Origin of the sequence: Modestobacter excelsi (assembly GCF_005930495.1) — a bacterium.
Taxonomy (GTDB): Bacteria; Actinomycetota; Actinomycetes; order Mycobacteriales; family Geodermatophilaceae; genus Modestobacter; species Modestobacter excelsi.
In genome coordinates, this window is the sequence record NZ_SJEX01000036.1 from 1 (window position 1) to 22,132 (window position 22,132).

General features: G+C 74.7%; 22 protein-coding genes, 1 tRNA gene, 1 pseudogene and 1 riboswitch. Of the genes and pseudogenes, 15 read left to right on the forward strand and 9 right to left on the reverse strand.

All coding sequences use genetic code 11. From position 1 onward, the window contains the following. Positions 1-222: pseudogene (locus tag FHL80_RS13095) on the reverse strand (peptidase S1); the annotation flags it as partial. 251 nt (positions 223-473) lie between these two features. On the opposite strand from FHL80_RS13095, the gene FHL80_RS13100 reads away from it, so the two are divergent. Continuing rightward, positions 474-1,130: a hypothetical protein gene (locus tag FHL80_RS13100; RefSeq protein ID WP_138733853.1), complete on the forward strand. Its 657-nt coding sequence runs from the start codon at positions 474-476 to the stop codon at positions 1,128-1,130. A 37-nt stretch (positions 1,131-1,167) separates the two neighbouring features. Here the strand turns inward: FHL80_RS13100 and FHL80_RS13105 are convergent, their stop codons facing one another. Then, positions 1,168-2,034: an NAD(P)-dependent oxidoreductase gene (locus FHL80_RS13105; RefSeq protein WP_138733854.1), complete on the reverse strand. Its 867-nt coding sequence runs from the start codon at positions 2,032-2,034 to the stop codon at positions 1,168-1,170. Positions 2,035-2,114: 80 nt separating this feature from the next. On the opposite strand from FHL80_RS13105, the gene FHL80_RS13110 reads away from it, so the two are divergent. The 4 genes from FHL80_RS13110 to FHL80_RS13125 all read left to right on the forward strand — a co-directional run bounded on the left by FHL80_RS13110 (position 2,115) and on the right by FHL80_RS13125 (position 4,331). Then, positions 2,115-2,186, forward strand: a tRNA-Thr gene (locus FHL80_RS13110). Between the two features lie 75 nt (positions 2,187-2,261). Continuing rightward, positions 2,262-3,230 carry a Gfo/Idh/MocA family protein gene (locus FHL80_RS13115; protein WP_138733855.1) on the forward strand — a complete coding sequence of 323 codons (969 nt, stop codon included), beginning with the start codon at positions 2,262-2,264 and terminating at the stop codon, positions 3,228-3,230. Beyond that, the gene (locus FHL80_RS13120; RefSeq protein WP_138733856.1) at positions 3,227-4,033 is read left to right on the forward strand and encodes an LLM class flavin-dependent oxidoreductase; all 807 of its coding nucleotides are present in this window, start codon (positions 3,227-3,229) and stop codon (positions 4,031-4,033) included. The genes FHL80_RS13115 and FHL80_RS13120 overlap by 4 nt, the downstream gene beginning before the upstream one ends. An 88-nt stretch (positions 4,034-4,121) precedes the next feature. Then, on the forward strand, positions 4,122-4,331 hold the full coding sequence (locus FHL80_RS13125) for a dodecin (RefSeq protein WP_138733857.1): 210 nt from the start codon (positions 4,122-4,124) through the stop codon (positions 4,329-4,331). A gap of 57 nt (positions 4,332-4,388) precedes the next feature. On the opposite strand, the gene FHL80_RS13130 is transcribed toward FHL80_RS13125, so the two are convergent. The 3 genes from FHL80_RS13130 to FHL80_RS13140 form a co-directional block, all read right to left on the reverse strand. Then, positions 4,389-4,817, reverse strand: a complete 429-nt coding sequence (locus FHL80_RS13130) for a Rieske (2Fe-2S) protein (protein WP_216870694.1) — start codon at positions 4,815-4,817, stop codon at positions 4,389-4,391. Positions 4,818-4,957: 140 nt separating this feature from the next. After that, a complete protein-coding gene (locus tag FHL80_RS13135) occupies positions 4,958-5,356 on the reverse strand; it encodes a DUF5313 family protein (protein ID WP_138733858.1) in 399 nt (132 codons plus the stop codon). 50 nt (positions 5,357-5,406) lie between these two features. Further along, the gene (locus FHL80_RS13140) at positions 5,407-7,059 is read right to left on the reverse strand and encodes a Na+/H+ antiporter (RefSeq protein WP_138733859.1); all 1,653 of its coding nucleotides are present in this window, start codon (positions 7,057-7,059) and stop codon (positions 5,407-5,409) included. Positions 7,060-7,218: 159 nt separating this feature from the next. Between FHL80_RS13140 and rarD the strand changes: the two genes are divergently transcribed. The 5 genes from rarD (at position 7,219) to FHL80_RS13165 (ending at position 13,983) form a co-directional block, all read left to right on the forward strand. Beyond that, positions 7,219-8,133 (forward strand): EamA family transporter RarD, encoded by a 915-nt coding sequence (gene rarD, locus FHL80_RS13145; RefSeq protein WP_138733860.1) that lies wholly within the window; start codon positions 7,219-7,221, stop codon positions 8,131-8,133. A 78-nt stretch (positions 8,134-8,211) separates the two neighbouring features. Beyond that, positions 8,212-8,583 carry a DUF3263 domain-containing protein gene (locus FHL80_RS13150; RefSeq protein ID WP_138733861.1) on the forward strand — a complete coding sequence of 124 codons (372 nt, stop codon included), beginning with the start codon at positions 8,212-8,214 and terminating at the stop codon, positions 8,581-8,583. Between the two features lie 119 nt (positions 8,584-8,702). After that, positions 8,703-10,196 carry a LytR C-terminal domain-containing protein gene (locus FHL80_RS13155; protein WP_138733862.1) on the forward strand — a complete coding sequence of 498 codons (1,494 nt, stop codon included), beginning with the start codon at positions 8,703-8,705 and terminating at the stop codon, positions 10,194-10,196. Between the two features lie 47 nt (positions 10,197-10,243). After that, the gene (locus FHL80_RS13160; RefSeq protein ID WP_138733863.1) at positions 10,244-13,105 is read left to right on the forward strand and encodes an alpha/beta fold hydrolase; all 2,862 of its coding nucleotides are present in this window, start codon (positions 10,244-10,246) and stop codon (positions 13,103-13,105) included. A gap of 14 nt (positions 13,106-13,119) precedes the next feature. Then, positions 13,120-13,983: an ABC transporter permease gene (locus tag FHL80_RS13165; protein WP_138733864.1), complete on the forward strand. Its 864-nt coding sequence runs from the start codon at positions 13,120-13,122 to the stop codon at positions 13,981-13,983. Positions 13,984-14,081: 98 nt separating this feature from the next. On the opposite strand, the gene FHL80_RS13170 is transcribed toward FHL80_RS13165, so the two are convergent. Beyond that, entirely contained in the window at positions 14,082-14,903 is an 822-nt protein-coding gene (locus FHL80_RS13170) for an HAD family hydrolase (RefSeq protein ID WP_138733865.1), read from the reverse strand. A gap of 59 nt (positions 14,904-14,962) precedes the next feature. After that, a riboswitch (SAM riboswitch) is annotated at positions 14,963-15,090 on the forward strand. Positions 15,091-15,108: 18 nt separating this feature from the next. On the opposite strand from FHL80_RS13170, the gene thrC reads away from it, so the two are divergent. The 4 genes from thrC (at position 15,109) to FHL80_RS13190 (ending at position 19,794) form a co-directional block, all read left to right on the forward strand. After that, complete coding sequence (thrC, locus tag FHL80_RS13175) at positions 15,109-16,404, forward strand: threonine synthase (RefSeq protein ID WP_138733866.1); 1,296 nt, start codon at positions 15,109-15,111, stop codon at positions 16,402-16,404. Between the two features lie 231 nt (positions 16,405-16,635). Next, positions 16,636-16,836, forward strand: coding sequence for a cold-shock protein (locus FHL80_RS13180; RefSeq protein WP_138733867.1), 201 nt, complete (start codon positions 16,636-16,638; stop codon positions 16,834-16,836). Positions 16,837-17,116: 280 nt separating this feature from the next. Further along, on the forward strand, positions 17,117-18,748 hold the full coding sequence (gene groL / locus FHL80_RS13185; RefSeq protein ID WP_138733868.1) for a chaperonin GroEL: 1,632 nt from the start codon (positions 17,117-17,119) through the stop codon (positions 18,746-18,748). Positions 18,749-18,954: 206 nt separating this feature from the next. Next, entirely contained in the window at positions 18,955-19,794 is an 840-nt protein-coding gene (locus FHL80_RS13190; protein ID WP_138733869.1) for a DUF72 domain-containing protein, read from the forward strand. Here FHL80_RS13190 and FHL80_RS13195 read toward each other — a convergent pair. Next, positions 19,752-20,747 carry a Gfo/Idh/MocA family protein gene (locus tag FHL80_RS13195; RefSeq protein WP_138733870.1) on the reverse strand — a complete coding sequence of 332 codons (996 nt, stop codon included), beginning with the start codon at positions 20,745-20,747 and terminating at the stop codon, positions 19,752-19,754. The genes FHL80_RS13190 and FHL80_RS13195 overlap by 43 nt on opposite strands. Beyond that, the gene (locus FHL80_RS13200; protein ID WP_138733871.1) at positions 20,744-21,082 is read right to left on the reverse strand and encodes a VOC family protein; all 339 of its coding nucleotides are present in this window, start codon (positions 21,080-21,082) and stop codon (positions 20,744-20,746) included. Before FHL80_RS13200 ends, FHL80_RS13195 begins: the two co-directional genes overlap by 4 nt. Positions 21,083-21,099: 17 nt before the next feature. On the opposite strand from FHL80_RS13200, the gene FHL80_RS13205 reads away from it, so the two are divergent. Beyond that, positions 21,100-21,375 carry a DUF4031 domain-containing protein gene (locus tag FHL80_RS13205; protein ID WP_138733872.1) on the forward strand — a complete coding sequence of 92 codons (276 nt, stop codon included), beginning with the start codon at positions 21,100-21,102 and terminating at the stop codon, positions 21,373-21,375. On the opposite strand, the gene FHL80_RS13210 is transcribed toward FHL80_RS13205, so the two are convergent. Next, entirely contained in the window at positions 21,347-21,973 is a 627-nt protein-coding gene (locus FHL80_RS13210) for an HD domain-containing protein (protein ID WP_138733873.1), read from the reverse strand. The two genes, FHL80_RS13205 and FHL80_RS13210, sit on opposite strands and share 29 nt — an antisense overlap. Positions 21,974-22,132 lie beyond the last annotated feature (159 nt).

Consider the following 22,132-nt stretch of genomic DNA (forward strand, 5'->3'; position numbering starts at 1 on the left):
CTGCTGGCCGGGCTGCGCCGGCGGGAACTGCTGGGTCGGCTGCGCGCCCAGGTGCGGCTGCGGAGCCGGCTGCCCACCGGGGGGCTGGGCCGTCGCGCCACCCGGCTGCTGCGCGGCCGGCGGCTGCGGGGCCGGCTGCTGCGCGGCCCACCTGGCGCCGGCGTCCGCGTTCCGGTCCGTGCCGTGTCCGGTCTCGTCGGCCGGGCGGTTGTGCTCAGTCACTGGTGGTCCTCCCCCACGTCACGACAGGCCCTCCCCGTCGCGATGTCCTCACTCTGCGCCCGTGGACTGGTCCGGAACTGGTGGTCCGCTGTGAGTTGTCTGGACGCGACACGGCTCTCCCCGGCTGCAACGCTCCGCGGCCGACCGGTTTCCTGGCGTGTGCGCGCGTGATCATGCGGGGTCGAGGGAAGGGGAGGGGCGGCCGGCCCTCGTCGTCCCTTGCGCTCCCTCTCCCGTCCCGGAGGCCGTCGGTGCCGGTTCGAGCACTCCTCATCCGATCCGCCCTCGCCGTGCTCGTGCTGCTGCTGGCCGCCCTCGCCGCCATCGGCGGGGTGTCCATGGGCGGGTCGGGGCTCATCGCGGTCGTGCTGGCCGCGATCGTCACCGCCTGCCTGGCGGCGGGCATCGTCCGTGACGAAGATGCGCCGCGGCCCCGGCAGGCGGCCGTCGACACGGCCTGGCGGGCGGCGGTCGGCACGGTGGCGGTGCTGCTCGTGCTGAGCGGTTGCGTGGTCCTGGCCGGCGGCGCGCTGACCGCCCTGCTGGCCGGGGTGGCCGTGGGCGGCGTGCTGGTGCGCTGGGCAGTGCGGTCGGCCCGCACGACCTCCCGCGCCACCGGGGCCTCCGTGCTCCCGCTCCCCGGGGCCGCAGCGGGCGCCGACCCGGTTCGGACGCTGACCGTCGAGGCGCTGGGCCGGGAGTGGCTGCGCACCTCCGCGGCGCTGGCCCAGGCCCGGGACGCCGCCGTCCGGCAGGCACTGGTCGAGCGCCGGGAGGAGGCGCTCGACGAGCTCGAGCGGCGGGACCCCGCCGGGTTCAGCCGCTGGCTGGCCGAGGGCGCGACCGTCGACAGCGACCCGGCGCGGTACGTCTCCGGCGGCCCCACCGCCGGCTACGACGCGGCCTGACCCGGGCCGTCGGCCCCGCTCCGTCAGCTCTGCTCTGTCAGCTCCGCTCGGTCAGCCCGGCGATCACCGCGCTGACGTCGGCCGCGTCGGGGTCGTCGAGCGCGGCCGCCGCTGCCTTCATCGTCTCCAGCACCGCGGTGTCCAGCCGGTCGGAGACGCCGGCGGACCGGAGCGCCTCCTGGATCAGCCGCGCGTCCTTGGTCGCGCCGGGGAGCCCGAAGCTGACCGGGAAGTGCCCGTCGATCATCAGCCCGCCCTTGACGTGCGCGTACGGGGTGTCCAGCGGCCCGCCCTCGATGGCGGCCAGGAAGTGCTGCGGGTCGACGCCCAGCGCGCGGGCCAGCGCGATCGACTGCGCCGCCCCGGCGGTGACCATGAACAGCCACGCGTTGCAGGCCATCTTCAGCCGGCTGCCCGCCCCGGCATCGCCCAGCCACAGCGTCTTCGAGCCCAGCGCGTCCAGGACCGGGGCGAGGGTCTCGCGGAGGTGCTCCGGCCCCGAGGCGAGCATCACCAGCGCGCCCTTCTCGGCGGGCTCCTTGGTGCCCAGCACCGGGCAGTCGACCAGCGCCAGGTCCAGTTCGGCGGCGACCGCGGCGGTGCGCTCGGCGCCGTCCACCCCGACGGTGCTGCACTGCAGCCACGGGGTGCCGGCCGGGGGTGCCGCCCGGCGGACCACGTCGATCGCCGCGTCGGCGTCGAACAGCATGGTCAGGACGACGTCGGCACCGGCGACCGCCTCGGCGGGGGAGGCGCAGGCCTCGGCGCCGGTGTCGGTGAGCGCCTCGGCCCTCGCGGCGTCCCGGTTCCACGTCCGCACCGGGAGCCCGGCCCGGCGCAGCGACCGGACCATCCCCGCGCCCATCGTGCCCGTGCCGAGGACCGCCACCACCGGGTTCGTCATGCCCTGATCCTCACCCGGGTGGCCGGCCGCGGCAGCCCGGCCGCGGGTGCTGCCGGTAACCTCGTGAGCGGCTCCGGCCCGCCCCATTAGCTCAGTGGTAGAGCACTCGCCTTGTAAGCGAAAGGTCGTCCGTTCGATCCGGACATGGGGCTCGTCCCCCGGCCGGCCCTGCTGGGTCGTCGCCGGGCAGGGCAGGATGCACCCGTGCAGACCCCGGCAGCCCGCTGATGTCGCCCGCAGGCACCCGCTGGGGTGTGCTGGGTGGCGCCTCCATCGCCCGATCCCGCTTCCTCCCCGCGCTGGCCGAGGCCGGTGGTGAGGCGGTGGTCGTGGGCAGCCGGGACGGCACCCGCGCGGCCGAGTTCGCGGCGGCGCACGGCGTCGCCCGCGGTGTCGCCGGCTACGAGGCGGTGCTGGCCGACCCGGCCGTGCAGGCGGTCTACGTGCCGCTGCCCAACCCGCTGCACGCCGAGTGGGCGGTCGCGGCGCTGGAGGCCGGCAAGGCGGTGCTCTGCGAGAAGCCGCTGTGCGTCGACGCGGAGCAGGCGCGCCGCGTGCTGGCGGTGGCCGAGCGGGCCGCGCTGCCGCTGTGGGAGGCGTTCGTCTTCCCGTTCCAGGCCCAGCACCAGCGGCTGGTCGAGCTGCTGACGGCGGGCGCGATCGGCGAGCTGCGCGAGATCTCCGGCGCCTTCCACTTCCTGCTCCGGCGCACCGAGGACATCCGGCTGTCCGCGGCGACGGCCGGCGGCGCGCTGGCCGACGTCGGCTGCTACCCGCTGCGGCTGGCCGGCGAGCTCTTCGGCGGCCCGGCGCTCACCGCTGCCGCCTCCGCCGTCCGCGGCGTCGAGGTCGAGACCGAGCTCGCCGCCCTGGTCGACTACCCCGGCGACCGGAGGCTGCTGCTGTCCTGCGGTTTCCGCCGGGCCTCGGACACCACGACGGTGCTCAGCGGCACGGAGGGCACCATCCGGGTCGACGACCCGTACCACCCCCAGCCGGGGAGCACCGTCGAGCTGCGCCGTCCGGGGTCGGACCCGGTGGTGGAGCGGCCGACCCGTGACCTGCACTCGTTCACCGCCGCCCTGCGGCACGTCGACGCCGTCCTGGCCGGGGAGGAGGCGCCGCGGCACACCGCGCTGGAGTCCTCCCTGGCGGTCGCGGAGGCGATCGACCTCGTGCGGGCGGCGGCACGATGAGCCGGCGCGGGCTCTTCCTCCCGCCGTTCGACGTGCTGGCCGACCCCCGGCTGGTGGCCGAGCTGGCGGTGGAGGCGGAGGAGTCCGGCTGGGACGGCGTGTTCCTCTGGGACCACCTGCTCTACGCCGACCCGGTCACGGCGATCTCCGACCCGTGGACCTGCTGCGCCGCGATCGCCGTCCGCACCTCACGGATCCAGTTCGGCCCGATGGTGACGCCGCTGACCCGGCGACGGCCGCAGGTGCTGGCCCGGCAGGCCGCCGCGCTGGACCAGCTCTCCGACGGGCGGCTGGTGCTCGGCTTCGGGCTCGGCGACGACGGCCGGGTGGGGGAGCTCTCCCGGTTCGGGGAGGAGCTCGAGCCGCGGGTGCGCGCCGAGCGCCTGGACGAGGGGCTCGAGCTGCTCCGCCGGCTGCTGTCCGGGGCCGTGGTCGACCACGACGGGGCGCACTTCAGGGCCGGGGGAGTGCAGTTCCTGCCACCGGCGACCCGTCCCGGCGGCATCCCGTTCTGGATCGGTGGGCGCTGGCCCAACGCCGCGCCGCTGCGCCGGGCCGCCCGGCACGAGGGCGCGTTCGTCATCTCGGTACCCGAGCCGGCGGGGCTGGCGCAGGTCCGCGAGACGGTCGCGGCGGCACGGGCCGACGGGTCGGCGGGCTTCGACGTCGTCGTGGACCTGCCGGTGGGGGAGGACCCGCAGCCCTGGGCGGCGGCCGGGGCGACCTGGGTGCTCACCCGGCTGGGGCCCTACGACCTGGACCTCGCCGAGGTCCGGCGGGTGGTGCGTGCCGGTCCGGGCTGACCGGTCGCGACGCGCGGCCGTCGGAGGGGTGTGCCAGGGTCGCAGGCGACCGCTGCCGCCCGGGCAGCCGACCCCGAGGAGATCCTCCATGAGCGAGCACGTGTACCGGCTGAGCGAGATCGTCGGCAGCTCTCCCACCAGCGTCGACGACGCGATCCGCACCGCCGTGAAGAAGGCGTCGCAGACCGTGCGCAACATCGAGTGGTTCCAGACCTCGGAGATCCGCGGCCAGGTCGTCGACGGCGACGTGGCCTACTACCAGGTGACCCTGAAGATCGGCTTCCGCGTGGACGACTGATGGAGGGCCCCGTGCCCCCGCCGCTCGCAGGCTCGCGGCGGGACCCTGCACGGGGCCTCAGGTGAGGACGACGTCGGTGCCGCGGACGGCCACGCCGACCGGGGTCAGAGGTCCGGTGGCCGGTCCGTGCAGGGCGGACCCGTCGCCCAGGTCGAACACCGAGCCGTGGCAGGGGCAGACCAGCCCCTCCTCCGTGGCCCGGACGGTGCAGCCCTGGTGGGTGCACCGTGCCGCGAACGCGACCGCGGTGTCCTCGGTCGGTCGACTGACCACCACCCGCCGTCCGTCGATCGACACCTCGTAGGCGCCGCCGGCGGGCACCTCGGACAGTGGCACGACGACGTCGCCCGAGCCCACCCCGGTGAGTTCGGGCACGTCGGCGCCGCCACCGCACGCAGCGACCGCGACCGCCCCCGCGCCGGCACTCCCGGCGATCAGCAGGTCCCGGCGGGAGAAGCAGCGATGCACCGGCACATCCTGCCCCACGGGCGGTACGGATCCCCGGCGTCAGCCGGTCGCCGTGACGAGTGGGGGCCGGAGGCTCCCGGGCAGGAGCGGCGGCAACAGCTCAGCGCACCAGGGGCACGGCACCTGACCGCGGTGCGGCCCGCAGGGTCGCCATGTGCTCAGTCGAAGCTGCCGGCACCGCCCGAGCGGTAGCGCGCGTTCCGCTCCACCCGCTCGCGCTCGGCCCGCTCCTCCCGCCGTGCCGCCGTGGTCCCCGGTGGCCAGCCGGCCTTCACCGCGCGGTGCTCGGTGGTCTCGGTCATGTACGCCAGGGAGAAGAGCAGGCCGATGACCAGGCCGCCGCCGGCTGCGGTCAGCCGGATGCCGAAGTCCACCGGGGGCAGCAGCAGGCACAGCGCGACGACCGGGGCCAGCTGCACGAGCGCCCGCCCCAGGTGCCGCAGCACCCAGGTGCGGCGGGTGGTGTCCTCCAGCACCCAGGGCGACAGCGATCGCGGCAGCCCGCCGCCATAGGCGTACCAGAGCCACTGGGCCGGGTTCGGGCGTCCAGCGTCCACACAGCCAACGGTAGGCGCACCTGGTGGCGCGTGCGGCCCCGCGGTGGAGGTCAGAACCGGCTGACCCAGGAGCTCGCGCCGGCGGCCTCCTCGTGGTCGAGCTCCTGCAGCACGGCGCGCACGACCTCCTCGTCCACGTGGCCCTTGTCGCGCTCCTCCATCAGCACCTGGCGCTGCACCTCGATGACCTGCTGGCGCACCCGGCGGAAGGTCTGCGCCCGGCGACGTCCGCGCTCGGCCTGCTCCTCCTCGTCCGCCCGGATCGCCTGGTGCATGGTCTCGGTCCGGGCCAGCAGGGGTCGGCGGATGCGCTCGTCCCACTCCTTGGCCTTGTCCTCCCCGATCCGTGGGACCAGCTTGACGACCAGCTCGTCGAGCCGGGCCAGCGCGGCCTCGGTCGACTTCTCCTGCAGGTGCAGCTCCTCCTCGGCGTCCCGCTGCGGCTGGTCATGGTCCTGCACGCCGAGCCGCCGGATCAGCCGGGGCAAGGTCAGTCCCTGCACCAGCAGGGTGCCGATGGTGACGGCGAAGGCGAGGAACTGGACGGCGCCGCGGTCCTCGAACGGCGCCCCGTCGACCTCGACCGGCAGGGCCGCTGCGGCGGCCAGGGTCACCACGCCGCGCATCCCGGTCCACGAGATGACCACCTGGTAGGTCCACGGTGGTCGCTTCGGGCGGGTGAGCCCGGACCACGACGGGCGCGGGACCCGGCGGAGCAGCTCCAGCCCGAACACGTAGCCGAACCGGACGAGGACGACCACGGCGAGGACTGCGACGGCGGCGGCCAGCAGGGAGGCGTTCGACCGGTCGGACTCCTGCACCGCGCGGAGGACGTAGCGCAGCTGCAGCCCGATCAGGGCGAAGACGACGGCCTCCAGCAGCAGGTCCAGGGAGGACCACAGCGGCCGCTCCTGCAGTCGGGTGGCATAGCCGGCCTCGGGTCCGCGGTGACCGAGGTACAGCCCGGCCGCCACGACGGCGAGCACGCCCGAACCGTGCAGCTCCTCGGCGAGCAGGTAGGCGGCGAACGGCACGATGAGCCCGAGCACCGACTCCACGACCGGGTCGTCCAGCCGCATCCGCAGCATGTGCACCAGCCAGCCCAGCACCAGCCCGGTGGCCACCCCGGCGATGACCGCGAGGGTGAAGGTGCCCGCCGCGGAGCTCCAGTCGACGCCGAGCAGGCTCCCGCTGGCGCCGAACACCCCGGCGAGGGCCACCTTGTAGAAGGTCAGCGCGGCGGCGTCGTTGATCAGGCTCTCCCCGGACAGCACGGTCATCACCGGCCGGGGGAGCCCCAGCTTGCGGCCGATGGAGGCGGCGGAGACCGCGTCCGGCGGGGCCACGATCGCGCCGAGCACGAGGGCGACCGGCATCGGCAGCCCGGGGACGACGACCTGGGCGACGAGCGCGACCACGATCGCGGTCACGAGCACCAGGCCGACGCCCAGCTGCGCGATCGGGTGGAAGAGGGCGCGGAAGCCGACGTAGGAGACCCCGAGCGCCGAGGAGTAGAGCAGTGGCGGCAGGACGGTGGCCAGCAGCAGCTCGCCGTCGATCTCCAGCTCGGGCACGCCGGGCACCAGGCTGACGACGAAACCGACCAGGACCAGGACCAGGGGCGTCTGCCAGCCCATCCGCCGGGACACCGCCGCCACCCCCACCGCGCCGAGTGCCAGCAGCAGCAGTTCGGCCGCGTCCATCCCCCACCTCTCGCTGTCGCCCGGCGTCGTCCGCCGGACCTGTCGGCGTCCATGGTGCTGGGTGCCGGACCGGCGGGCAGGACGAGTGCGGGGTGACGGGTCGTCCCCGAGGTCGTGAGCCCTGCTCAGCACCCGCGGCGCGGGGCGTACGGTCCCCCGGTGGACGAACGCCGAACCGGAGTGGCAGCCGGCCTCGCCGCGTACCTGCTCTGGGGCCTGTTCCCGCTGTACTTCCCGCTCCTGGAGCCGGCCGGCGGACTGGAGATCGTCGCCCACCGGGTGGCCTGGTCGCTGGTGTTCATCGGCCTGCTGCTGACCGTGCTGCGGGGGTGGTCGCAGGTCCGCGCCGCCTTCACCGACCGGCGGACGCTGCTGGTGCTCAGCGGGGCCGCGGTGCTCATCGTCGTCAACTGGCTGGTCTTCGTCTTCGCGGTGAACTCCGGGCACGTGGTCGAGAGCTCGCTGGGCTACTTCATCAACCCGCTGGTCAGCGTCCTGCTGGGGGTGGTGGTGTTCCGCGAGCGGCTGCGCCGGCTGCAGTGGGTGGCCGTGGCGCTGGCCGCCCTCGCGGTCGTCGTGCTCACCGTCGACTACGGCCACCCGCCGTGGATCGCCCTGGCCCTGGCCGGCTCCTTCGGTCTCTACGGACTGATGAAGAAGCTGGTCCGGGTGGAGGCCGCACCGGGGCTGTTCGTCGAGACGGCGCTGGTCTTCCTGCCAGCGCTGGTGGTGATCGGGGTGCTCGAGGGGCACGGCTCGGCCGCGTTCGGGCACGAGGGTGCCGGCAACGCGTTGCTGCTGGCCTCCTCCGGGGTCGCCACGGCTGTCCCGCTGCTGCTGTTCGCCGCGGCGGCGCGCCGGGTGCCGCTGTCGACGGTCGGGCTGCTGCAGTACGTGAACCCGTTGATCCAGCTCGCGATCGGCGTCTTCGTCCTGGGCGAGCCGATGCCGCCGGCCCGGCTGGTCGGGTTCGCGATCGTCTGGCTCGCGCTGATCGTGTTCACCGCGGACAGCTTGCGGCAGGCGCACAGCGCCCGCCGGGATGCTGCCGCGCCGGTACCGGTCGGCATCTGACGACGGCCTCGCACCGCTGCGCGCGCGAGCGGACTACCGTCGTGTGATTCGAACGACGCCGGCGGAGGCAGACCCCTGATGAGCAGCGAGACCGACAGCGAGCTGCGGAGCGCCCAGGCTGCGACCCCCCCACCGGCCCCGGACGCCGGGGCTGCCGGGACGGGTGGGACGCCCGGGGACGACGGTGTCGTGGGTCTGCCCGCCCGGGAACGCGAGATCCTGGCGTTCGAGCGGCAGTGGTGGCGCTTCGCCGGCGCCAAGGAGGAGGCCATCCGGGAGCGCTTCGGGATGTCCGCCACCCGCTACTACCAGGTGCTCAACGCGTTGGTCGACCGTCCCGAGGCCCTCGCGGTCGACCCGCTGCTGGTCCGCCGGCTGCGTCGGATGCGGGGGGCGCGCCAGCGGCAGCGCTCCGGGCGGGTCCTGGGCAGCGACCCCCTGCGCGACTAGCCTCTCTCACTGTGGGGAGGCATGTGGCACCAGGCAGTGACGGGATGCCGCCACCAGCGACCGGTGGTCGTCGGCGGCCCGAGGGCGACAGTGACGTCCGCCCGCGGCTGGGGCAGCCCGTGCGCGAGCCGCGCACCGACGCCGACGCCGACCTGCGCGGTGTCCTGACCCCCCTCGCGACCGAGCCGGCGACCGACGGCTCGCTGCCCCGGTCCAGCCGGGCGGACCGGCGCCGCGAGGGGCTGCTGCCCTCCGGCGAGGACCCGATGATCCGTCGGCCACCGGCCCGTCCCGCCGGGGGCCCGCCGCCCGGGGCCGGTCGCCGCCGCACGGACCTCGACCCGACGGCCGCACCCGGTCGGCCGCCCGAGACCGGCGAGCGCCGCCGGCCCCTCCAGCAGCCGGCCCTCCAGGCCCGGCCGGCCCCGGCCGCGCCGGCCGGCTCGCCGGCCCCGGGGCCGATGACCTCGGCGGCCTCACCGGCGATCGCCGGCGCCGACCGCCAGGTCCCGCCGTCGCCGCGTCGGGACGACGCCGTCCCGACGTCGCCGGGCGCTGGTGGATCGGGCGCCACCGCGGAGGACGTCGCCCGGCCGGACGCCGCGCCGCGCACCACCGGGATGCCGAGCTGGGCGGCCGAGCCCGGTCCGCCCACGCCGCCGCCGTACGACGTCACCCAGCGCGTCTCCGGGCAGGCCCCCGCCGAGTCGCCGTGGGGCTCGGCCCCCGCCACGCCGGTCGCGGCGCGGGCGTCCCGGACCGCCCCGCCCGAGGCCGCCGGGCCCGCCGCGCGACCGGTCCGCGCGGCACAGCCGCCCGCTCGGCCCCTCGCCCCGGCGGTGCCCCCGGGCGGCCGCCGGGCCCCAGCCCCGCAGGTCGTCCCGGAGCCAGACGTCGCCGGACCGGCTGCCGAGCCGGCTGCCGAGCCGGTCCGCCGGCGCGCCGACGTGCCGGTGGGCGGCCGGGCCGCCGCCCGGCTCGAGCGGCAGGCCGCCGAGGCCGCGCGCAAGAAGTCCGGCAAGCGCACCGGACCCCCCACGGGCCCTGGCATCGCCGCGCAGAGCGGTCCCGGTCGTGGCGGCGAGCCGGACGACGCCCCGCGGCGCTCGTCGAGCCGGGTCGTTCAGGGCCTGGTCGCCACGGTCGTGGTCGCCGTCGGCGTGCTGGGCTTCTGGTCCTTCACCTCGCCCGGGACGGCCGAGACCGCCGCGCAGACCCCGGCGACCAGCAGTGCGCCCGCGACCTCCGCGGCGGCGCTGCCGTCCCAGGAGACCGCTGCCCCGTCCGCTGCGACAGCCGCGACCCCGGTCGGGCCGGTGTCCTCGCCGATCACCGTGCTCAACAGCACGTCGATCAACGGCCTGGCCGGTGACATCGGCGACGCCTTCACCGCCGCCGGCTGGGAGGTCATCGGCACCGGCAAGTCACCGGTCGAGGACGTCGCCACCACCACCGTCTACTACACCGAGGGCGACCCGGTGCAGGAGCAGGCGGCCACCCAGCTGGCCGAGCAGTTCCCCGACGTCACCGGGCCCGTGGCCCGCTACTTCGACGTACCCGACGAGCCCGCCCCGGGTCTGGTCGTCGTCGCCACCGGGAACTGGCAGCCCTGATCCGTCGCCGGTGGAACCACGGGGCCGCCCCGTGCGTTGCCGCCGTCGTGCGCACCGCAGCAGGGCCGGCGACGGTCGGTCCCCGACCGGGCGCCCGCGCCGGGCTCGTCGTCCTCACCGTCCTGCTGGCACTGGCCGCCGTGCTCGCCGGCGGCACCCCGTCGGCGCGGGCCGCGACGGACGTCAGCACCGAGGACGCACGCATCCCCTCGGGCGCGGGCGCGGACGCCGTCGAGCTGGACACCACGCTGTACCTGCCCGGGTCCGCGACCGCCGCCGACCCGGCCCCCGCGGTCCTGCTGGCCCACGGCTTCGGGGGCAGCAAGGCCTCCGTCGCCGCCGACGCCCGCGACCTGGCCGGCCGGGGCTACGTCGTCCTGGCCTGGTCCGCCCGCGGCTTCGGCGCCAGCACCGGTCAGATCGGGCTGGACGACCCGAGGTACGAGGTGGCCGACGTCAGCACGCTGCTCGACGTCCTCGCGGAACGGGACGACGTGCTCCTCGACGGGCCCGGTGACCCGCGGGTGGGCATCGCCGGCGGCTCCTACGGCGGCGCCCTGGCGCTGCTCGCGGCCGCCTACGACCAGCGGGTCGACGCCATCGCGCCGCAGATCACCTGGAACTCGCTGACCACCGCGCTCTTCCCCGACCAGGCCGGCGTCGTCGACGGCGCTGCCTCGCCGGCGGCCACCCCGCGGACCTCCGCGGCCGGCGTCTTCAAGCGGCTGTGGTCCGGGTTGTTCTTCGGCGCCGGGTCGGTGCCCACCGGTGACGGCGTGCTCGGCGGGCTGCTCGGCGGCAGCAGGGACGGCGCCACGGCACCCGACCTCTCGACCGTCGACCCCGCCGCGGTGACCCAGGCGCTGACCTGCGGCCGGTTCCGCGCCGACATCTGCGCGGCCTACCAGTCCGCGGCCTCCACCGGCCGGCTCACCCCGGAGGTCGCCGCCGTCCTGGACCGCAGCAGCCCCGCTCCGGTGCTGGACCGGATCACCGCACCCACCCTGCTGGTGCAGGGCACCCAGGACTCGCTGTTCGGCCTGGGCGAGGCGGACGCGAACGCCCGCGGCATCGCCGCGAACGGCACCGAGGTCAAGGTCGTCTGGTACGCCGGCGGTCACGACAGCTCGACCTCCGACGCCGTCACCGCCGACCTGCGGGACCAGGTCGCCGGCTGGTTCGACCACCACCTGCGCGGCACCGGCCCCGACCCGGGGACCGGGTTCAGCTACCCGGCGCCCACCGGGCTCGGCAGCGGGGTCGGCACCGTGCAGGGCGGGCAGCAGACGGTCGACGCCGCCGCCTACCCCGGGCTGGCCGACGACGACCCGGTGCGCCGCACCGAGGTGGCTCTGCAGGGCTCGCCCCAGCCGGTGGTCACCCCGCCCGGTGGGAGCCCCGCCGCGTTGTCGACGCTGCCCGGTCTCGGCGGGGTGACCGCGGCGCTGGGTGGCACCACGCTGGAGATCCCCGGCCAGTTCGCCGCCTTCGACAGCGCCGAGCTCACCGATGCCGTCGACGTCGTCGGCGCACCGACGGTCACCCTCGAGGTCGCCGCCCCCGCCGGGACGGCGACGCTGTTCGCCAAGCTCTACGACGTCGGCCCGGACGGCTCGATGACGCTGCCCAGCGGCCTGGTCGCCCCCCTGGCGCTGACCGGGCTCTCCGCCGACCCGACCGCGCCGACCCGGGTCGCGGTCACGCTCCCCGGGATCGTGCACCGCTTCGAGGTCGGCCACACGATGCGGCTGCTGGTCTCCTCGACCGACCAGGCGTACGCGCTGCCGGCCGACGCGGCCGTCGACAGCGTCGGCCTGGCCGCGGGCACCTCGCTGGCCGTACCCGAGGTCCCCGGCCAGACCCAGGCCACCGCCGGCTCGGCCCGCTGGTGGGTGCTGCTCGCGGTGCTCGCCGCTCTCGCGCTGCTCGGCTGGCTGGCCGCCCGGCTGCTCGCCCGCCGCCGGAGCCGCCGGCTGGCGGTGACCTCGCCCGACGGGGAGGACGTGCCGCTGCGCTTCGTCGGGGTCAGCAAGGCCTACAAGGACGGGTTCGTCGCCGTCCGGGACCTCTCCTTCGAGGTGCGCCGCGGCCAGGTCCTCGGTCTGCTCGGGCCCAACGGCGCGGGCAAGACCACCTCGCTGCGGATGCTGATGGGGCTCATCCGCCCGACGGAGGGCCGCATCGAGGTGTTCGGGCACGCGGCCCGGCCCGGGGCCCCGGTGCTGTCCCGGCTGGGGTCCTTCGTCGAGGGCACCGGGCTGCTGCCGCACCTGTCCGGCCGGGACAACCTCGACCTGTACTGGGCCGCGACCGGCCGCCCGCGCGCCGACGCGCACATGGAGGAGGCGATCGAGGTCGCCGGGCTCGGCACCGCGATCGACAAGCGGGTGCGCAGCTACAGCCAGGGCATGCGCCAGCGGGTGGCGATCGCGCAGGCGATGCTCGGCCTGCCCGACCTGCTGGTGCTCGACGAGCCGACCAACGGGCTGGACCCGCCGCAGATCCACGCGATGCGCGAGGTGCTCCGCTCCTACGCCGACACCGGCCGCACGGTGATCGTCTCCAGCCACCTGCTGGCCGAGATCGAGCAGACCTGCAGCCACGTCGTCGTCATGGCCAAGGGGCAGAAGATCGCACAGGGCACCGTCGAGGAAATCGTCGGCACCGGGGGAGCGGTGCTCATCGGGCTCGCCGACGACGCCGACGCCGGCCGCGCCGCAGAGGTCCTCGAAGGCCTCCCCGGCACCGGTCCGGTGGAGCGCACCGACGAGGGGCTGGTCGTCGACCTCGGGCCGGTCGGCCGGGCGCAGGCCCTGACCGCGCTGGTCACCGCCGGGGTGGCGGTCGACCAGCTCAGCCCGCGCCGTCGTCTCGAGGACGCGTTCCTGTCGCTGGTGGGGGACTCGTGACCGAGGAGGGGGCCATGTCGGCCAACACGGCCACGGGTGCGGCGGCCGGGTACCGGCCGGACCGGACGCTGCGGCTGGGCGTCGAGCTCCGCCGGCAGTTCAAGCGGCGCCGGACGATCGGCGTCCTGGTGCTGATGGCCGCCCTGCCGCTGATCCTGATCGGCGCCCTGGCGCTGGGCGGCGCGGACGAGGCCGAGGCCAACGCGCGGGTCAACCTGGTCGACGTCGCGACGGCGAGCGGGCTGAACCTCACCTTGTTCACGCTGTTCGCGACCGCCGGCTTCTTCCTGGTCGTGGTCTTCGCCCTCTTCTTCGGCGACACGGTGGCCAGCGAGGCGTCCTGGGGGTCGCTGCGCTACGCGCTGGCCACGCCGGTGCCCCGGGCCCGGCTGCTCCGGCAGAAGTGGCTGGCCGCGCTGGTGATGTCGGTCGGTGCGCTGGTGCTGCTGGTCGTCGTGGCGCTGGTCGCCGGTGGCATCGCCTACGGCTTCGGGGACGTGCAGACGCCGGTGGGCGTCGCGCTGGAGCAGCGGACGGCGCTGGTCCGGCTGGTCGGCATGGTCGGCTACCTCGCCGTCCACCTGCTCGTCGTCGGCACGCTGGCGTTCTGGCTGTCGACGGTGACCGACGCCCCGCTGGCCGCGGTCGGCGGCGCGGTGTTCACCACCGTCGTGTTCGCGGTGCTGGAGGCCGTGGAGCAGCTGGGCAGCATCCGCGACTGGTTCCCGACGGCGTTCAACTTCGCCTGGACCGACCTGCTGCAGACCCCGGTCGACTCCGGTGACCTGTTCCGCGGCGTCGTCCAGGGGCTGGCCTGGTCGGCGCTGTTCACCGCCCTGGCCTTCCGCCACTTCGCCCGCAAGGACGTCACCTCCTGAGGCGGCGGGCCTTGGATCAGGTGACCTGATCCAAGGCCGTCCCACCGCACCAGCGTTGGTGCAGGAGGACGCCCTTTGATCAGGTGACCTGATCCACGTCAGAGGCTGGCGAGCACCGCCTGGGCCCAGCCCTCGCCCATGGGCCGGTCGGTCACCGCGGCGTTCGGGACGGCGGCGAGCAGTTCGCCCATGCCCGTCACCGCCGCCCCGTTCGCGGTGACCCACAGTCGGCGCACCGCCCCCGCCATCTCCAGGTCGCTGACGCTGTCACCCACCGCGACGGCGTCGTCCGCGGTCAGCCCGCGGCGGGCGAGGTCCCAGGTGATGGCCGCTCCCTTGGAGATCCCGCGCGGCATGAGGTGGTAGACGTGCGGCGGCAGCGCGTCGTCGTCCAGGGTCATCCGCGGGGTCGCCGGGACGGCGCCGTTGTCGTTCATCGTCAGCCAGCCCCAGCCGCGCTCGGCCAGCCACCGGTCGACGGCGGCGGCGTCGACCCGGCCGCGGAGCAGCGCGTCCGCCGAGTGCGCGGTGTGCCAGGGCTCGTGCCACTCCAGCCGGCCGGGGTGCGCGGCGGTCAGCGCCTCGACCACGCCGAGTTCCGCCATCACCGACACCGGCGTGCGGCCGGCGTACCGCTCGGGCAGCTCCCCGGTCAGCAGGTGCGTCTCCCGGCCGCCGGACCAGCTGACCAGCGACCCCAGCTCGGAGATCGCGCCGTCCGCGGCGAAGATCCGCGCGGCCTCGACCAGCTGCGCGTGCGTCCGGCCGCTGACCAGCACCAGGACGACGCCGGCCCGGTGCAGCTCGAGGAGGGCGTCGGCCGGGGTCGGGGTGAGGGCCCGGCCGGCGCTGTGCCAGAAGGACCCCCGGGGGCCGACCATCGTGCCGTCCAGGTCGGTGTAGACGATGCGCGTGGTCACCCGGTCATCCTGACCGGGTCCCGGTCCGACCCCCCGCCCCGGGTAGGCTCGCCGCGTTCCACTCATCCAGAGGGGCAGAGGGACACGGCCCGATGAAGCCCCGGCAACCGCCGTGCGCACTCCTGCGCACGAGAGGTGCCACATCCGTCCCGCGCGGCTCGACGGCCCGGCGCGGGGAAGATGAGGAGGTAGTCGTCGTATGACCATGACCGCTCCCGGTTCCGCCCAGGCAGATGTCACCGAAGGCGGCCCGGTCCCCCCGAACCCGGCCCGCGGCCTGGTCTGCCGCAACTGCGGCGCCACCTTCGGGCTCATCGCCGAGCACGCGTGCGCGGAGTGCTTCGGCCCGCTGGAGGTCGACTACGACCCCGCGATCATGCGGGCGGTGACCCGCCAGCAGATCGAGGCCGGGCCGCAGAACATCTGGCGCTACGCCGCCCTGCTGCCCGTCGGCCACGACCCGGCCGACCGGGTCACGCTCGACCCGGGCATGACGCCGCTGGTGCGGGCCGACCGGCTGGCCGCCGAGCTCGGCATCACCGGCGGGCTGTGGGTGAAGGACGACTCGGCCAACCCGACCCACTCCTTCAAGGACCGCGTGGTCAGCCTGGCCGCCACCGCGGCCAAGGGGTTCGGCTACGCCAAGATCGCCTGCGCCTCGACCGGCAACCTGGCCAACTCCGTCGCGGCGCACGCCGCCCGGATGGGGCTGCCCTCCTTCGTCTTCGTCCCCAGCGACCTCGAGCCCGGCAAGATCGTCCAGTCCGCGGTCTACGGGCAGGCGCTGGTCGCCGTCGACGGCTCCTACGACGACGTCAACCGGCTGACCAGCGAGCTCGCCGAGACCGACGAGTTCGAGGACACCGCCTTCGTCAACCAGAACGTCCGGCCCTACTACGCCGAGGGCTCCAAGACGATGGGCTACGAGATCGCCGAGCAGCTCGGCTGGCGGATCCCGGCCCAGGTGGTCATCCCAATGGCGTCCGGGTCGCTGCTGACCAAGGTCGACAAGGCCTGGCGCGAGCTCGTCGCCGCCGGCATCGTCGAGGACACCGGCTGGAAGGTCTTCGGCGCGCAGTCCGCCGGCTGCGACCCCATCGCCACCGCCTTCGACAACGGCTGGGACGTCGTGAAGCCGGTCAAGCCGACCGGGATCGCGAAGTCGCTGAACATCGGCAACCCCGCCGACGGCCCCTACGCGCTGGACGCGATCCGGCGCACCGGCGGGTCGGTCGCCCGGGTCGGGGACGACGAGATCGTCGCCGGCATCCGCGACCTGGCCCGCACGACCGGCGTCTTCGCCGAGACCGCCGGCGGCGTCACCACCGCGGTGCTGCGCAAGCTGGTCGAGGGCGGGCTGCTGGACCCGGCGCAGGAGACCGTCGTCCTGAACACCGGCGAGGGGCTCAAGACCCTCGACCCGCTGCTCCCGGTCGTCGGCCCCTCGCACCACGTGCAGCCGTCGCTGAGGTCGCTGCGCGAGGCCGGCCTCATCTCCTGACGGCCCCGTCCCGAGGCTCGGCCCGAGCCTGCGAGGGTCGAGGAGGACGGGGTCCTTCTGGCGCGGTACCACACCCCCGAGGGAGACGTGCAACGGACCGGTGACCTGGGGTCTTCGGTCCTGTACCGTTCCGCGCGGTTCGAGTTCCACGTTCGTGTCCGACGGGCGGAAGAGCGAGACCCGACCCTCGATCAAGAGGTGTCGTCCGCACGCACGAACGTGGGAGCACACGTGGCACAGGGCACCGTGAAGTGGTTCAACGCCGAGAAGGGCTTCGGCTTCATCGCCGTCGACGGCGGCCAGGACGTCTTCGTCCACTACTCGGCCATCCAGATGGACGGGTACAAGAGCCTCGAAGAGGGCCAGCGGGTCAGCTTCGAGGTCGTCCAGGGCGAGAAGGGTCCGCAGGCCGACGCGGTCCAGTCCGTCTGAGGTCGTTCCACCACGAGGCCCGGTCCCCTTCGGGGGCCGGGCCTCGTCGCGTTCCCGGGGCGGGCAGGGTCCGGGAACAAGCCGTCCCGACCCCCCGTTCTTGCACTCGCACAGGTCGAGTGCCAGACTTCGGTTTGGCACTCGGGGTACCTGAGTGCCAACCAGGTCGGAACGGTGAGGCACTGGTCGTGCGCCGCAGGAGGTGCACGCAACCGGTGTCGTCCGTCGCGGGCGCCGGACCTGACCGTGCCAGCGATCCACGCATGGAGGACATCACCACATGGCCAAGATGATCGCGTTCAACGAAGAGGCGCGCCGCGGCCTCGAGCGGGGCATGAACACCCTCGCCGACGCCGTCAAGGTGACCCTCGGCCCCCGTGGCCGGAACGTCGTGCTCGAGAAGAAGTGGGGCGCGCCCACCATCACCAACGACGGTGTGAGCATCGCCAAGGAGATCGAGCTCGAGGACCCGTGGGAGAAGATCGGGGCCGAGCTCGTCAAGGAGGTCGCCAAGAAGACCGACGACGTCGCGGGTGACGGCACCACCACCGCCACCGTGCTCGCCCAGGCCCTCGTCCGCGAGGGGCTGCGCAACGTCGCCGCCGGCGCCAACCCGATGGCCCTGAAGAAGGGCATCGAGAAGGCCGTCGCCTCGGTCTCCGAGTACCTGCTGTCGACCGCCAAGGACGTCGAGACCAAGGAGCAGATCGCGGCCACCGCCTCGATCTCCGCCGCGGACCCGGCCATCGGCGAGCTCATCGCCGAGGCGATGGACAAGGTCGGCAAGGAAGGTGTCATCACCGTCGAGGAGAGCAACACCTTCGGTCTCGAGCTCGAGCTCACCGAGGGCATGCGCTTCGACAAGGGTCACCTGTCGGCGTACTTCGTGACCGACACCGACCGCATGGAGACCGTGCTCGACGACCCGTACATCCTGGTCGTCAACTCGAAGATCTCCTCGGTCAAGGACCTGCTCCCGCTGCTGGAGAAGGTCATGCAGTCCGGCAAGCCGCTGGCCATCATCGCCGAGGACGTCGAGGGCGAGGCCCTGGCGACCCTGGTGGTCAACAAGATCCGCGGCACCTTCAAGTCGGTCGCCGTCAAGGCCCCCGGCTTCGGTGACCGTCGCAAGGCCATGCTGGCCGACATCGCCATCCTCACCGGTGGTCAGGTCATCAGCGAGGAGGTCGGCCTCAAGCTGGACAACGCCGACCTGTCGCTGCTGGGCCGGGCGCGCAAGTTCGTCACCACCAAGGACGAGACCACGATCATCGAGGGCTCGGGCGAGGCCGACGCGATCCAGGGTCGGGTCAACCAGATCCGCGCCGAGATCGAGAAGTCGGACTCCGACTACGACCGCGAGAAGCTGCAGGAGCGCCTGGCCAAGCTGGCCGGCGGTGTTGCGGTGATCAAGGCCGGGGCGGCGACCGAGGTCGAGCTCAAGGAGCGCAAGCACCGCATCGAGGACGCGGTGCGCAACGCCAAGGCCGCCGTCGAGGAGGGCATCGTCGCCGGTGGTGGCGTCGCCCTGGCGCAGGCCACCACCGTCGCGTTCGAGAAGCTCGAGCTCGAGGGTGACGAGGCGACTGGTGCCAACATCGTGCGCGTCGCGCTCGAGGCCCCGCTGAAGCAGATCGCCATCAACGCCGGCCTCGAGGGTGGCGTCGTGGCGGAGAAGGTCCGCAACTCCGAGACCGGCTGGGGCCTCAACGCCGCCTCCGGCGAGTACGTGGACCTGGTCGCGGCCGGCATCATCGACCCGGCCAAGGTCACCCGCTCGGCGCTGCAGAACGCCGCCTCCATCGCGGCGCTCTTCCTCACCACCGAGGCCGTCATCGCCGACAAGCCGGAGAAGAACGCCCCGGCCATGGCCGGTGCCGGCGACGGTGGCATGGGCGGCATGGACTTCTGACGTCCTCACCGCTCAGCGCCAGCTGACACTGCACCACCCGCACCGCCCGACAGGGGCGGTCCGCTTCGGCGGGCCGCCCCTGTCGGCGTCCGCGGGCCCTGTCGCGCGTACTCCCGCGCCCGAAAGCGCGGGTGGAGCGCGTCGATGCACAGGTCCAGCAACCGGGCCGGGGAGTCGGTCATGGCCGAGCGGGGTAGGCGGGCGGCGTGACGGTGGTGATCGGGACGTCGGGGTGGCAGTACCGCGACTGGCGCGGCCGCTTCTACCCCCCGGCGCTGCCGCAGCGGCTGTGGCTCGAGCACCACGCGGCGCACTTCGCCACCGTCGAGAGCAACAACGCGTTCTACCGGCTGCCGGAGCGGACGACGTTCGAGGCCTGGCGCGAGCGCACCCCGCCGGACTACCGCTGGGCGGTGAAGGCGTCGCGCTTCCTGACCCACCTCAAGCGGCTGCGCGAGCCCGAGGAGCCCGTGGCCCGGCTGATGGAGCGCGCGGCCGGCCTCGGGGACCGGCTCGACGTCGTCCTGCTGCAGCTGCCGCCCACCCTCAAGGCCGACGTCGACCTGCTCAGCCAGTGCCTCGGGCAGTTCCCGCCCGGCACCCGGGTCGCGGTGGAGCCGCGGCACGACAGCTGGTGGACCGACGAGGTCCGTGCCCTGCTCGAGCGGTACCAGGCGGCGCTGTGCTGGGCCGACCGCGCCGAGCAGCCGGTCGCGCCGCTGTGGCGCACCGCGGACTGGGGCTACCTGCGGCTGCACACCGGCGCCGAGGGCTGGGGCTACCGCCCGGAGACCCTGCAGCTGTGGGCGCAGCGCCTCGCCGACACCTACGGCGACGACGACGTCCTGGTCTACTTCAACAACGACCCCGGCGGCGCGGCGACGGTCGACGCCGTCACCTTCGCCGGCGCCGTCCGCGCCACCGGAGGGGAGCACACCCGGGTGCCGACTCCTGCCCAGGCCAGCGGCGCGGCCTGGCCGCCGAAACCGCCGCCCAAGACCCGTCAGAGGACGGCGTCGTCCTCGGCGAAGGCCACGCCCAGCTGACCGGCGGCCTGCTCGAGCACGCTCTGGACGGCGAGGGTGTCGGCCAGCGGCATCACCGCGCTCTCGGTCCGCCCCGCCCGCAGGCACTCGGTGACCTCGATCAGCTCGTGCGCGTAGCCCGCGCCGAGCTGCGGGACCGTGATCTCCTCCGGGTCGGCGTCGACCCGGTGCAGCACGATCGTCTGCGGGTGGTGGAAGCGGGGGAGCACGTCGATCCAGCCCGCCGTCCCGAACACCCGGGCCTGCCCGGGCAGCGCGTTGCGCAGCGAGGTGGTCAGCGTCGCGGAGCGGCCGTCGGCGTAGCCGAGCAGCAGGGCCGCCTCCGCGTCGACGCCGGTCGGGAAGCGGGACCCGGTCGCGGTGACGGTGTCCGGGTCGCCGAGCAGCATCTGCGCCCAGGAGACGACGTAGACACCCAGGTCCAGCAGCGCGCCGCCGCCGAGCTCGAGCGCGAACAGCCGGTCGGTCGGGTCGAACTCGCGCTGCACGCCGAGGTCGGCTTGCACCGAGCGCACCTCGCCGATGGCGCCGTCGGCGATCAGCTCGCGCAGCCGGACGACGGCCGGCTGGAACCGGGTCCACATCGCCTCCATCGCGAAGACGCCGGTCTCCCGGGACAGCTCCACCACCTCGCGGGCGCCGGCCACCGTCGCGGTGAACGCCTTCTCGACCAGCAGCGCCTTGCCCGCGCGCAGGGCGCCCAGTGCGATCGCGTGGTGCTGCGGGTGCGGGGTCGCGACGTAGAGGACGTCGACCCCCGCGTCGGCCAGGACGTCGGCGTACGAGCCGTGCGCCCGCTCGATGCCGTGCCGGGTCGCGAAGTCCTGCGCGCGCTCCAGGGACCGCGAGGCGACCGCGACCACCCGGGCCCCGTCGACGACGGCGAAGTCCTCGACCACCTTCTCCGCGATGCGGCCCGGCCCCACGACTCCCCAGCGGATCTCCTCGGTCACCCCTCAGACGCTAGCGGGGACCCGAACCGGAGGAGGTTGCCGTCCGGGTCGACGTGGCTGCCCTCGCGCACTCCCCAGGCCTTGGGGGTGGGCGTCGTCGTCCCGGGTCCGGCCCACGAGGAGGCGACCGCGTCGGCGTCCGGCACGTGCAGGTAGACCTCCGCGCCGGCCGCGTCCGGATCGACCGTGAGGTGCAGCTCCAGGCCGGACCAGGCGGCGAAGCCGTAGGTGTCGTCGTGCCGGCTGGTCGTGAACCCCAGCGCGGCGTAGTGGGCCAGCGCCCGGTCCAGGTCGGTCACCGGCAGGACCGGGGAGGCGCGCACCTCGGAGGTCATGCAGGCAGACTGGCACGGTGAGTGTGCTGATCGACACCCCCGTGTGGCCGTGGCGGGGGCGGCGCTGGTCGCACCTGGTCAGCGACACCGACTACGACGAGCTGCACGCCTTCGTGGCCGAGCACCTGGGCATGCCGCGCCGGGCGTTCCAGGGTGACCACTACGACGTCCCGGAGGAGCTCTACGCGGTGGCGGTGGCCGCCGGCGCGGAGGCGGTCGGCAGCCGGGAGCTGCTGCAGCGGCTGCTCGCGGCGGGGTTGCGGCTCAGGAAGGGCGCGCGCGCAGCAGGCTGAGCTCGGCGGCCAGGTTGGCGCGCGCGGGCGCGGTCCACTGCTCGGCCGCCGCCGGCGTGCGGAACAGTGCGGGCAGCGCGAGCAGGTGCTCCAGGACGGCGATCCGCCCGGCGGTGAACTCGGCGTCGGAGAGGTGCCCGTACTCCTCGCGGACCGCGGAGGCGTAGGCGACGTACGCCGGCGCCGGGCTGGCGAGCACGGCGAGGTCGGCGTCGCAGAGCACCGCGCCGTTGGCGTCGTCCGGCTGCGGGTCGTGCCCGGCGGTGAGCAGCACCAGGCGCTCGACCTCGGCGACCGTCGCGTCGTCCACCAGGCCGACCAGCCCGATCCGGGCGCGCCCGGCGCTGACCTCCTCGTTGTCGCCGCGCGCCGGGTCGTACGCGACGTCGTGGTACCAGGCGGCCAGCCGGACGGCGGCCGGGTCGGCGGCTGCCCCGGCGAGGGAGTCGATGATGCCGAGGACCGCGGTCAGGTGCGCGAGGTCGTGGTACCGCCGGTGCGGCTCGCTCCACGCGCCGACGACGGCGGCCCACTCGGTGCGGGAGGTGGGGGAGTCCCCGGCCAGCTGCGTCCAGTGCTCGAAGTCGACGCCGGCCACGCCTGGAGTCTGGCACGACGGGCGGTCGCCACCGTCCCGGCCAGGGGCGACCGCGGTTCCGACCGAGGCGTGCCCAGGTGCCCGCTCCGTGACGCGGGTAGAGTCGCAGAGGTCCGGGCCGGGCGACCTGTGTCCCCGGGCTCCACTGGATAACTGCCG